Source organism: Mesorhizobium sp. M7A.F.Ca.MR.148.00.0.0, from assembly GCF_003997735.1.
Taxonomy (GTDB): Bacteria; Pseudomonadota; Alphaproteobacteria; order Rhizobiales; family Rhizobiaceae; genus Mesorhizobium.
In genome coordinates, this window is the sequence record NZ_RZTB01000149.1 from 1 (window position 1) to 11,704 (window position 11,704).

An 11,704-nucleotide genomic window follows, 5' to 3' on the forward strand; every position below is an offset into this window, starting at 1 on the left:
GCCGTAGTCAGCTGATTTGCGCCTAGATCGAGGAATTCGCCACAGTGTTCGTATCCTTTTTCCCGCAGCCGAAGCTCTTCTTCTCTTCGGCCGCCGTCTGGAGCCTTGCGGCGATCCTGTTCTGGTTTTTCGGTGGTGAACAATTGGGCGCGGTTTTGGGATTGCCGCCGGCTGCGGCCGGCGCGCCGCCCATCATCGGCATCGCGATCCTCATGTCGCCGCCGTTTCTATGGTTTTATCTCTATTTCGTGTTCTGCGTGGCCGTCTTCTACGCATTCTGGAGCTGGTATTCGCCGCATCCGTGGCAGCGCTGGTCGATCCTGATGACCGCGGTCATCCTGTTCTTCATCTATTTCAATGTGCAGGTCAGTGTCGCCGTCAACGCCTGGTACGGACCATTCTTCGACTATGTGCAGGGACTGATGTCGGGGACTGGAAAGTCGACCAACAGCGAATTTTATATCGGATTGGCGGATTTTTCGTGGCTCGCGCTGGTCGGCATGAATGTGCAGGTGGTCAATGCCTTCATCGTCAGCCACTGGATTTTCCGCTGGCGCACGGCGATGAACAATTATTTCGTCGAGAATTGGAGCAGGCTACGCCATATCGAGGGTGCCTCGCAGCGTATCCAGGAAGACACGATGCGGTTCTCGCAGATCATGGAAGACCTCGGCTCCAGCTTCGTCCAGTCGATCATGACATTGATCGCATTCCTGCCGGTCATGATCCAGTTGCAGGCCCATATCACTGAGTTGCCGATTATCGGCGCGATCCCGCAGCCATTGGTTGTCGCGGCCCTTGCCTGGTGTCTGTTCGGGACGATCTCGGTCATGGTTGCCGGTCTGAAACTTCCAGGGCTGCAGTTCCGCAACCAGCGTGTCGAAGCCGCCTACCGCAAGGAACTCGTCTACGGCGAGGATCATGCGGACCGCGCCCAGCCGGCCACCACCGCCGAGCTGTTCGAGAATGTTCGTCACAATTATTTCAGGCTGTATTTCCACTACATCTATTTCAACGTCGTCCGTTACACCTACCTGCAGGCCGACAACATTTTCTCGCTGCTGATCCTTGGTCCCTCACTGGTGGCGCACAAGATAACGTTCGGCGCGCTGAACCAGATTTCGAACGCATTCGGCAAGGTGACGGGGTCGCTGCAGTTTCTGCTCACGTCCTGGTCGACCATCGTCGAGCTGCAATCGGTCCACAAGCGCCTGCGTGCCTTCGAAGCGACGCTGCAAGGCGAGCCATTGCCTGAAATCGACCAGCGCTATCTGGCAAGACAGAGCGCCGAGGACCCAGCCTAAAAACCGAGGCTTTGGAAATCGAACCGGGTTGGCGGCTCAGCCGCCGACCGAAGCTTGCTTCTGGGCAGCGTCCTGTCGCGAAACATAATCGCGAAAACTGATGCATTCGACATCGGCTTTGACGCAGACGTCGCCGGCAAAGCGCTCCAGCGCGTTCCAGTAGGCGCCGTCATTCATCAGCGCGAAGTGGAAGCCGAGCTCAAGCGGAATGCGCTTGCCGGCATACTGCTTGTCGAAGGCGGCGCGAAAGGCAGCATAGGTCCGGTTGGCGAACTCGTCCGCCTGGCTTGGCCGCTCGAAGCCGCCGGAATGCCTGACATAGAGATTGTAGTCCATGGCGATCACCGGCCGCGACTTCGGTCCTTCCGGAATCTGCGGCAGCGAAAAGTGCATGATGCCGTTGCTGGCCATCGGTCGGGCAGGGCCCTGCGAGACGCCGCTGGCGTCGAATTGATAGCCGGCCGCCGGCAGCGCTTCATAGAGCGCCTTGCCGGTCGACAGATACGGCGCGCGAAAACCGACCACCGCATGCCGCGCGAAATCGCGCCAGCCCTGTGGTTCGGGTGCAATGCCGTTGATCGCATAGGCGTTCTCGAGAATGTGCTCGAACGAACCGAACTCTTTCAGCCAGTCGGCCTTGCTCCAGTCCTTGCCGTCGAAATGGCCACAGCCATGGCTGGCGATATCGTGGCCTTCATGCGCGGCAAGGCCGATCTGTTCGAGCCGCTCGGTGACTTCCTGCTTCGAGGCGGCAAAGCCGATGTTGGATTTGCCGGCGCCTTTGCCCGGTGCGGTGTATTCCTTGCGTGTCTCCGTTGACAGCAGGAAGACGCAGGAGAGAAAATACGTGAAGTGCGCGCCGGTGCGCTCAGCCAGTGCCCGGCTGCGTTTCCACTGCGAAATGTCGCGGGCACTGTCGAATGAGATGATGACGACTTGTTTCGGCTTTGCCGGCGCCGGTGGATCGGCCAAAGCCCCACCGGCGGCGGCGAGTGCCGCAAGCGAAAACGCAACAACGCGGAACGGACGAAGCATAGGCAATCTGATCTTCACTCGGGGAATGTCTGCAAGCCGGCTATCGCCTAAATGTGGCGTGGGTGCGATTGGCCTTTTCGGCTGCTTGTCCGGGGCAAACATCCGTTTGCCCCGGACAATAGGCGATTTTCCGGTTGAACCCCTTCCATGCCGGCAAAATTTCGCTAAAACGCGGGCTGACAAAGGCCCGACGGGGCAGGAATGGTTTGATTTGATGTCCGACGACAGTTTTATCCGTGAAGTCAATGACGAGATCCGGCGCGAACAGGCGCAGAAGCTGTGGGACCGTTTCGGGCCCGCCCTGATCGTCGTTGCGATCCTCGTGGTGCTCGGCACCGCCGCCTTCGTCGGCTATCGCTATTGGGACGAGACGCGCGCCAACCGCTCGGGCGATGCGTTCTCGCAGGCACTGAAGCTTGCCAATGACGGCAAGAACGATGAGGCGCTGACTGCGCTCGATCAGTTGGAGAAGGATGGCTACGGCGCCTATCCACTGCTCGCCCGTATGCGCGGCGCGACCGTCAAGGCGAACAAGGGCGATGTTCCCGCCGCCGTCAAGGATTTCGACGAAGTCGCCGCCGACACAGCCATTCCCCAAGGCATTCGCGACATGGCGCGCCTGCGGGCAGCGCTGCTGCTCGTCGACCATGGCTCCTTCGCCGACGTGTCCAGCCGTGTCGAGGCACTGACATCCGACACCAACACGCTGCGCCACACGGCGCGCGAGGCGCTCGGCCTTTCCGCCTGGAAGGAAGGCAAGACGCAGGATGCGCTGAAACTGTTCGACCAGATCGCCGCCGATGACGGCGCCCCGCGCAACACCCGCGAGCGCGCAACATTGATGTCCGAGCTGATCCGCGGGTCGGGCAGTGCGTCGTGACCTTCAAAGTCGCCATCATCGGCAGACCTAACGTCGGCAAATCGACTCTTTTCAATCGGCTGGTGGGAAGGAAGCTGGCGCTCGTCGACGACACGCCGGGCGTCACCCGCGACCGTCGCGTCCATGCCGCCAAGCTTTACGACCTGCATTTCGACGTCATCGACACCGCCGGCTTCGAGGACGCGGGCGCCTCGACCTTGCCCGGCCGCATGCGTGCGCAGACCGAGATCGCCATCCGGGAGGCCGACCTGATCTTCTTCACCATCGACGCCAAGTCCGGCCTGTTGCCCGACGACAGGACCTTCGCCGAGATCGTGCGCAAGTCCGGCAAGCCGGTCGTGCTGGTCGCCAACAAGGCCGAGGCCAAGGGCGCCCAGGGCGGCATGCTGGAAGCCTGGGAACTCGGACTTGGCGAGCCGATCCCGGTTTCGGCCGAGCATGGCCAGGGCATGCCCGATTTGCGCGACGCCGTGATCGGCGCGCTCGGCGAAGCGCGCGCCTTCGGCGAAGAAGAAGATGGCGAAGACGAAGGCGAGGTGCTGATCGGCGAGGATATCGCCGATCCGGATGCCGAGCATACCTATGACGACACCAAGCCGATGCGCATTGCCGTCGTCGGCCGTCCCAATGCCGGCAAGTCGACGCTGATCAACGCGCTGATCGGCGAAGAGCGGCTGCTCACCGGACCGGAAGCCGGCATTACCCGTGATTCGATCTCGGTCGACTGGGATTGGCATGGTCGCCGCCTGAAATTGTTCGACACGGCCGGCATGCGCCGCAAGGCCAGGATTCATGAAAAGCTGGAAGTGATGTCGGTGCAGGACGGTCTGCGCGCCATCCGGTTTGCCGAGATCGTCATCATCGTGCTCGACGCCACCATCCCCTTCGAGAAGCAGGATCTGCAGATCGCCGACCTGATCATCAGGGAAGGCCGGGCGCCGGTGATCGCCTTCAACAAATGGGATCTGATCGACCATCCCCAGGAACTTCTGGCCGAACTGCGAGAGAAGACGGAACGGCTTCTTCCCCAGGCGCGCGGCCTCCAGGCCGTACCTGTCTCCGGCGAGACCGGGCGCGGCCTCGACAAGCTGATGGATGCCGTCATCAAGACGCACAAGGTGTGGAACAGCCGCGTCTCGACCGGCAAGCTCAACCGCTGGCTGGAAGGCATCCTGGCACACCACCCGCCGCCTGCCGTGGCCGGACGCCGGCTGAAGGTCAAATACGTCACCCAGGCCAAGACCCGGCCGCCGGGTTTCGTTGTCCAGTGCTCGCGGCCCGATGCGATGCCGCAATCCTATGTCCGCTATCTCTCCAACAGCCTGCGCGAAGCCTTCGACATGCCCGGCGTGCCGATCCGCATCGCGCTGCGCACGTCGGACAATCCGTTCGCCGGCAGGTCGAACAAGCGCAAATAAGCGGTCGGGCTCGAATGAGCCCCTTTGCTCGCGCGAATTCTCCGCAACGTTGGCGGGACAGCACCCCCCTCTGGCCTGCCGGCCATCTCCCCCGCAAGGAGGGAGATCAGCAGTTCGTTCTGACGGCGCCTTTCTTGCAACGTTGAAGATTCGCGAGAGCACTCGCGACATCCAATCTCCCCCCTTTGCGGGGGAGATGTCCGCAGGACAGAGGGGACGGAACGCGACACTGGATACCTTTCCGGCTGTCTAAGCGACCTCCTTCAACCGCTCGTCCCGTGGCAGCGCCTGCAACGCCGCCTGCAACAATATGTCGGCCAGCCGCGCTGCCACCGGATCCAGTTCAGCATCCTTCTGGTGCAGCACCAACGCCATTTTGGGCAATGCCGGCAGCCCGGCGATCTCCGGCGTCATTGCGCTGACGCTGGCCGGCAGGCCGATGTCGGTGCGGATCGTCAGCCCCAGCCCCGCCGCCACGGCTGCCCAGATGCCGCCAAGACTCGGGCTGGAAAAGGCCATCCGCCACGACAGCCCGGCGCGGTCGAGCGTTTCGGTTGCCACCGTGCGCAGAAGGCATGGCGCTTCGAGCGCCACCAGCGGCAGCGGCTCACCGTCGCGCAGGCTGGTCTCGATGCGCTTTGCCGGCCCGATCCAGCGCATCGGCACATCGGCGACATGCTGGCTGTAGGGCAGCGTTTCGCCGCAGTGCCAAGCGAGCGCGATGTCGAGGCTGCCTGACATGACCCTTTCGGCAAGGTCGTGGCTGCGTGCGATCCTGGCTTCGATCTTCACCTTGGGGTGCGCCCGGGCAAATCGGCCGAGCACGTCCGGCAGCACCGCCTCGCCGAAATCTTCCTGCAAGCCGAGCCGTACCCAGCCTTCCAGCTCGACATCGTGGATGGCGGATGCCGCCTCGTCATTCAATTCGATCAGCCGGCGCGCATAGCCGAGCATGGTCTCGCCGGCCTCGGTCAAAGCGAGGCCGCGTCCTGATTTGCGGAAGATCGGCGTCGCCGCCTGTTCTTCCAGTTTCTTCAATTGCGCGCTGATCGCCGACGTCGACCGGCCAAGCCGGTCAGCGGCCTTGGCAAAGCTGCCCAGCTCCATACCGGTGACGAAACTGCGCAGGACGTCGAGGTCGAAAGTTACGCGTCGCATGTCTGAAGTCCCGATTTTCAGGATTGTAAGTTCAAAACTTCCTGATTTTCAGGATGAAATTATGGCGGTAGGGACAGATCGTCAAGGCCGGACCACTGGCCAGCACGGGAAATGAAATCATGTCCGCCATCGTCAATTGCACCGATCGGCAGTCGCCGAAGCTCCTGGAAGATACCGGTTCCGCCGGGAGGGTTTTCAAGCCGGGCCATCGCTGGAAGGTTCTGGGCATCGGCGTTGCCGCCAATGCCGCCTTCTCGGCTACGTTCTCCGGCATCCCGGCGACGGCGGTCGTTCTTCGCCAGGGCTATCATTTGGGCAATGCCGAGCTCGGCCTGGCGCTCGGCCTTCTCGGGCTGGGGGTCGCGCTCAGCGAGCTGCCCTGGGGCCTGCTTACCGATCGCTGGGGCGATCGCCGCGTGCTCCTGATCGGGCTCGGCGCGACGGCGGTGTGGCTCCTGGCCATGGCGATGCTGGTTGTGCCGACAAAGGCCGGTATTCCCGGCGTCACGCTGCTCTCCGCGAGCCTGCTCAGCACCGGACTGCTCGGCGGCAGCGTCAACGGTTCGAGCGGCCGCGCCATCATGGGCTGGTTTCGGGAAAACGAGCGCGGCTTTGCCATGAGCATCAGGCAGACGGCGGTGCCGCTTGGCGGTGGCCTTGGCGCGCTCGTGCTGCCCTCGCTTGCGCTGGCTTTCGGCTTTGGCGCGGTGTTCGGGGTGCTGGCGGGCGCATCCGCTCTGTCTGCCCTGTTCGCCTGGCGCTGGCTGCACGAGCCGCCGACGGCGGGCGAGGGCCATCTCGCTTCGGCTGCGGTCGGACCGGCGCCGCTGCGCAATCGCGATGTCTGGCGTATCGCGACCGCCATCGGCCTGCTCTGCTTTCCGCAGGTGGCCGTGCTCACCTTCGCCTCCGTGTTCCTGCACGATTTCGTTGGGTTGGGAACGGCGGCAATCAGCGCGAGCCTCGCCGCCGTTCAGATCGGCGCCATGGTCATGCGCATCTGGAGCGGCCGCTTCACCGACCGTCACGGCAACCGCCGCCAATTTCTTCGCTTGTGCAGCGCGTTCAGCGCCCTTGCCTTCGCCACGCTTTGGCTGCTGGTCCTGTTCGGCCCAACCGTTCCGGGCGGCCAGCTCATCTGGTTGGCCGTCCTTCCAGTCGTGCTTATTGTCGCAGGCATCTCGGTCTCCGCCTGGCACGGTGTCGCCTACACCGAGCTTGCCACCCTTGCCGGGGCCAGCCATGTCGGGACCGCGCTCAGCCTTGCCAACACCTTTGTTTTCGTAGGCTTCTTCCTGGTGCCGGTGGCCATTCCGGGGCTCTTGCACCTTTGGTCCTGGTCCGGCGTCTGGCTGGCGGCCGCCATCTGCGCGCTGATCGCCCGGCCGATCTTCCTGCGTCCGGCCTGGGTTCGGCCGCAAAACCGCCCGACTTCGGAACCACGACCTGAAGCCGGCTGAGAACAGTCCGATCGAAGCCGTTAACGTCCCATCAAGGTTAATGCATCATTTTGCTCTCCAGTGGGGTCTGTCGCGTTCCTGGAGAGTGTTCCGTGCATCGACGTGTGTTGAAGCGGCTGGTTGCCGCCGCCGGTGAGAGAAGACGTGGCTTTCTGCCCCCGTTCGTCATCGGTCTCGGCATCTGGATCGGCTTTCCGACCATCGTCGCCTATCAGGACATGACGAGCCTTGTCTCCGGCCTCGAAGCGAACACCCGCTGGAATTCCTATGTCGAGAAATCCGTCGCCGGCTCGACCCATGCTGCCGAGATGCCCTTTGTCGATTCTGATGTCACCGGCTCCATCTGCGGATCGGGTGTCCACCTGGCCGGTGTCGGCAACGTGTCGTTTCGCGGCAAGGGCGGCAAGGTCAGCGGCACGCCCGATGAGGACCGCGTCGTGCGCGCCGAGAAGAAAGGGCGCATCGTCCAGATGTCTCCCGTCGCACCGCCGAAGAACTTCAACGCCGGCTCGATCTTCGAGCGCACCTCCTCCTTGCTGCGGCCCAGCATGGACAGCGGCCTGAAAATGGCTTTCGCCAAGCCGCAAATCAAAGGCAAGGAAATCCAGATCGCCGCGGCATTCCATGCGCGCGAGGACAGGAAGCCGGATCCCGGCGTGCCGGCCATGCTGGCAGCGCTGGTCAACAACGACCATCCGGACGTGCTGGCGACCGCGTATGCGCAGTCCGAGCCTGATTATGCCAAGGCATCGCCCTTCGAAGCCCTGCTTCAGGACGAGCAGCCCAATGAGGGCCGCTTCATTCCGCCGATGGCCAAGGGCGATCATTCGTGGATCCAGAACCCGCTGCCCGCCAGTGTCTTCTCCCAGAAGGAGCAGGCATGCCTTGCCAACGGCATCTATTTCGAGGCGAGGAGCGAATCCGTGCGCGGCCAGGCCGCCGTCGCCCAGGTCATCCTCAACCGCGTCCGCAATCCGACCTATCCGAATTCGATCTGCGGCGTCGTCTACCAGAACGACAGCTGGTTCAACCGCTGCCAGTTCTCCTTCGCCTGCGACGGCAGGAAGAAGCGCATCGATAGCCCAGCCGCCTACAAGACCGCCAAGGAGATCGCCATGGCCGTCACTGCCGGCAAGATCTTCATCCCGGAGGTCGGATCGTCGACCCACTACTATGCGCAATATGTCCATCCCGGCTGGGCGCGCACGATGCAGAAGATGACCAAGATCGGCCTGCATATCTTCTATCGGACCTATGGCGGCGGCTGGAGCTGAGTGCGGAGCAGCCGCTGATCTTTGATGTGGCGCGCAGCCGATCAAAGGGCCATTGCGCGGGGGATTCGCGCCATGCATCTTCGTCATCATGGCGGGCACGATGTCGCACCTTTCTAATTCATTGATTTTATTGCCTAAAATACATGGCAATGAACTTCCGCCCGTGGCTTGACGGGCGCAAACCCTCTAACTATGTTGCCGGCGACTTTAGAAGCGGACGGACGGTGATGGTCTGACCGGGCAGGGGGGTTGCGATGGCCGACAAGAATGGGCCAGACGGAACCGGAGAAACCGGCCGCGGCAATCAGCATGAGCCCGACATCCGCGACGACGATCTTGAGCGCCGCCGCCGTGACCTTGAAGCGTCGCTTGCGACAAGGCGGCCGGGCCGGCTCGAGGGGAAAGACGACGCGAAAGCGGGCAGTGTGGCCGGTTACGGTCAGGCGCTCAAACTCTCCAGCGAGTTTATCGCCGGGGTGGTGGTGGGTGCCGGCATCGGCTGGATCATCGACCGTCTGGCGGGGACATCGCCATGGGGTCTGATCGTGTTTCTGCTGCTTGGTTTTGGCGCCGGAGTGCTCAATGTGATGCGTTCCGCCGGCGTTGTGGCGGAATTTGGACAAGGCGATAAATCGCGCCCTGGCCAAGACGACAAGAAATGACCGCGCACCATGTGCGGTAATGGTAACGAGGCCGTACGCGGCATTGACGGGGTTTGAACGTGGCAGCTGACAAGGTCGATCCGATCCACCAGTTCCATATCAACAAGCTGATTCCGATCGACATCGGCGGCTATGACCTGTCTTTCACCAATTCGGCACTGTTCATGGTCGCAACCGTTATCGTTGCGGCTGGATTCCTGTTTCTCACGACGTCGAGCCGCAGCCTGGTTCCCGGGCGGCTTCAGTCGGTCTCCGAGATGGCCTACGAGTTCGTCGGCAACATGTTGCGCGATGCCGCCGGCACACAAGGCATGAAGTTCTTCCCTCTCGTGTTCTCGCTGTTCATGTTCGTGCTCGTCGCCAATCTGCTTGGCCTATTCCCGTATTTCTTCACCGTCACCAGCCACATCATCGTCACCTTCGGCCTTGCCGTGCTGGTGATCGCAACCGTGGTCGTCTACGGCTTCATGAAGCATGGTTTTGGCTTCCTGAAACTGTTCGTGCCGCATGGCGTGCCGGTCTTCCTGCTGCCACTGGTGGTGCTGATCGAAGTGATCTCCTTCGTGTCGCGCCCGGTCAGCCTCTCGGTTCGTCTGTTCGCCAACATGCTCGCCGGCCACATCACGCTGAAGGTGTTTTCCGGCTTCGTGGTCAGCCTGAGCGCGCTCGGCGCGGTCGGCGTCGCCGGCTCGATCCTGCCTCTGGCGATGGCGGTGGCGCTGACGGCACTGGAACTGCTGGTCGCCTTCCTGCAGGCCTACGTCTTTGCCGTGTTGACCTGCATGTATCTCAACGACGCCCTGCACCCCGGGCACTAGGTCCAAAAGTTTCCGGCCCAAGAATTTCCAACATTGGCGCCGGATGGAATCGCAACGGAATTTTAGATCCAAAGGAGTTGAACAAATGGACGCAGAAGCAGCAAAGTACATCGGCGCCGGCATCGCTTGCCTGGGCATGGGTGGTGCGGGCATTGGCCTCGGCAACATCTTCGGCAGCTACCTCGCGGGCGCACTGCGCAACCCGTCGGCTGCCGATGGCCAGTTCGGCCGCCTGATCTTCGGTTTCGCCGTGACCGAAGCTCTGGGCATCTTCTCGCTTCTCATCGCGCTTCTGGCCCTGTTCGGCTGAGCACTCGGGAAGATTGGACAGGCCGGCCGCGCGAGCGGCGGGCCTGAATTTCGGGGATAGTCCATGTTCGTGACATCTGCCTTTGCGCAAGAGTCCGCGCCATCAGCCGATACCAGCCACGCTGCTACGGAAGGCGACACGCATTCCAGCACCGGTGTGCCTGCTGAAGCGCATGGCACGTTTCCGCCATTCGATCCGGCGACGTTCCCGTCGCAGCTTCTGTGGCTGGCGATCACCTTCGGGCTGTTCTATCTCTTCCTGAAGCGGGTTGTGATGCCGCGCGTCGGCGGCATCATCGATGTCCGCAACGATCGCATCACGCAGGATCTCGATCAGGCGGCCAAGTTGAAGGGCGAGGCCGACGCTGCCGTTGCTGCCTACGAGCAGGAACTGGCGGAAGCCAAGACCAAGGCCAACGCGATCGGCCAGCAGGCCAACGACGCGGCCAAGGCCGAGGCCGATACCGCTCGCAAGAAGGTGGAGGCCGCGCTCGACGCCAAGCTTGGCGAAGCCGAGGCCCGCATTTCTTCCATCAAGGCCAATGCCATGAAGGAAGTCGGCAGCATCGCCGAGGACACCGCTTCGGCGATTGTCGAAGCCCTGGTTGGCGGCAAGGCCAGCAAGGCAGAGATCGCGGCCGCGGTCAAATCCGTGGCCCGGTGAGGAGCGCATCATGGACGCCACATCTCTCGCGACGCTCTGGGCCACGGTTGCCCTGGTCATCTTCCTGGGCATTGCCGTCTACATCAAGGTGCCTCGCCTGATCGCCAAGGCGCTCGACGCCCGCGCCGAAAGGATCAGCAACGAGCTCGACGAAGCACGCCGGCTGCGCGAGGAGGCCCAGCAACTGCTTGGCCAGTATCAGCGCAAGCGCAAGGAAGCCGAGCAGGAGGCCGCCGACATCGTCGCCGCCGCCAAGCGCGAAGCCGACTTGCTTGCCGCCGAAGCGCACAAGAAGACCGAGGACTATGTTGTCAGGCGCACCGCGCTTGCCGAGCAGAAGATCGGCCAGGCCGAGCGTGACGCCATCAGCGAAGTCCGCGCCAGCGCCGTCGACATCGCCGTAGAGGCAGCGCGCGCGCTGCTTGCCGGCAAGATCGACGCCAAGGCCGGTGCCGATCTGTTCAAGGCATCGCTCGCGGACGTGAAGTCGAAGCTGAACTAGAGGGTCCCTCTAGCCAATGATCGAAAGCCGCCCGGGCAACCTGGCGGCTTTTTTGTTGTGGGCGGGGATAATCTCCCCCTCGAGGGGGAGATCTCGCCAAAGGCGACAGAGGGGGTCGGCTCGACCGGGCGCGACGTCATTTTGCAGCGCAGATAAGGTCGGCGTTTCACGCGCGGCGACCCCCTCTGGCCTGCCGGCCATCTCCCCCTCGAGGGGGGAG

The 11,704-nt window shown here is 62.7% G+C and carries 12 protein-coding genes; 10 read left to right on the forward strand and 2 right to left on the reverse strand.

What is annotated here, in order from left to right; genetic code table 11:
* The first annotated feature begins 44 nt into the window (after positions 1 to 44).
* The gene (gene sbmA, locus EOB49_RS30325; RefSeq protein ID WP_127328446.1) at positions 45 to 1,304 is read left to right on the forward strand and encodes a peptide antibiotic transporter SbmA; all 1,260 of its coding nucleotides are present in this window, start codon (positions 45 to 47) and stop codon (positions 1,302 to 1,304) included.
* Positions 1,305 to 1,340: 36 nt separating this feature from the next.
* Here the strand turns inward: sbmA and EOB49_RS30330 are convergent, their stop codons facing one another.
* On the reverse strand, positions 1,341 to 2,339 hold the full coding sequence (locus EOB49_RS30330) for a polysaccharide deacetylase (protein ID WP_127383156.1): 999 nt from the start codon (positions 2,337 to 2,339) through the stop codon (positions 1,341 to 1,343).
* A 214-nt stretch (positions 2,340 to 2,553) separates the two neighbouring features.
* Here EOB49_RS30330 and EOB49_RS30335 point away from each other — a divergent pair, with 214 nt between their 5' ends.
* Positions 2,554 to 3,219: a tetratricopeptide repeat protein gene (locus EOB49_RS30335; protein ID WP_127383151.1), complete on the forward strand. Its 666-nt coding sequence runs from the start codon at positions 2,554 to 2,556 to the stop codon at positions 3,217 to 3,219.
* Complete coding sequence (der, locus tag EOB49_RS30340) at positions 3,216 to 4,637, forward strand: ribosome biogenesis GTPase Der (protein ID WP_127383152.1); 1,422 nt, start codon at positions 3,216 to 3,218, stop codon at positions 4,635 to 4,637. Before EOB49_RS30335 ends, der begins: the two co-directional genes overlap by 4 nt.
* A 249-nt stretch (positions 4,638 to 4,886) precedes the next feature.
* Here the strand turns inward: der and EOB49_RS30345 are convergent, their stop codons facing one another.
* Positions 4,887 to 5,795 (reverse strand): LysR substrate-binding domain-containing protein, encoded by a 909-nt coding sequence (locus EOB49_RS30345; protein ID WP_127383153.1) that lies wholly within the window; start codon positions 5,793 to 5,795, stop codon positions 4,887 to 4,889.
* Between the two features lie 119 nt (positions 5,796 to 5,914).
* Here EOB49_RS30345 and EOB49_RS30350 point away from each other — a divergent pair, with 119 nt between their 5' ends.
* The 7 genes from EOB49_RS30350 to EOB49_RS30380 all read left to right on the forward strand — a co-directional run bounded on the left by EOB49_RS30350 (position 5,915) and on the right by EOB49_RS30380 (position 11,484).
* The gene (locus EOB49_RS30350) at positions 5,915 to 7,255 is read left to right on the forward strand and encodes an MFS transporter (protein WP_127383154.1); all 1,341 of its coding nucleotides are present in this window, start codon (positions 5,915 to 5,917) and stop codon (positions 7,253 to 7,255) included.
* 92 nt (positions 7,256 to 7,347) lie between these two features.
* Positions 7,348 to 8,529, forward strand: a complete 1,182-nt coding sequence (locus EOB49_RS30355) for a cell wall hydrolase (protein ID WP_127383155.1) — start codon at positions 7,348 to 7,350, stop codon at positions 8,527 to 8,529.
* Positions 8,530 to 8,783: 254 nt separating this feature from the next.
* Positions 8,784 to 9,191: an AtpZ/AtpI family protein gene (locus EOB49_RS30360; protein WP_127321271.1), complete on the forward strand. Its 408-nt coding sequence runs from the start codon at positions 8,784 to 8,786 to the stop codon at positions 9,189 to 9,191.
* A gap of 59 nt (positions 9,192 to 9,250) precedes the next feature.
* A complete protein-coding gene (locus tag EOB49_RS30365; protein WP_023808677.1) occupies positions 9,251 to 10,009 on the forward strand; it encodes a F0F1 ATP synthase subunit A in 759 nt (252 codons plus the stop codon).
* Positions 10,010 to 10,094: 85 nt separating this feature from the next.
* Positions 10,095 to 10,319, forward strand: a complete 225-nt coding sequence (locus tag EOB49_RS30370) for a F0F1 ATP synthase subunit C (RefSeq protein WP_006206606.1) — start codon at positions 10,095 to 10,097, stop codon at positions 10,317 to 10,319.
* A 63-nt stretch (positions 10,320 to 10,382) separates the two neighbouring features.
* Positions 10,383 to 10,982: a F0F1 ATP synthase subunit B gene (locus EOB49_RS30375; RefSeq protein ID WP_127272329.1), complete on the forward strand. Its 600-nt coding sequence runs from the start codon at positions 10,383 to 10,385 to the stop codon at positions 10,980 to 10,982.
* Between the two features lie 10 nt (positions 10,983 to 10,992).
* Positions 10,993 to 11,484, forward strand: coding sequence for a F0F1 ATP synthase subunit B (locus EOB49_RS30380; RefSeq protein WP_127270951.1), 492 nt, complete (start codon positions 10,993 to 10,995; stop codon positions 11,482 to 11,484).
* Positions 11,485 to 11,704: the final 220 nt, after the last annotated feature.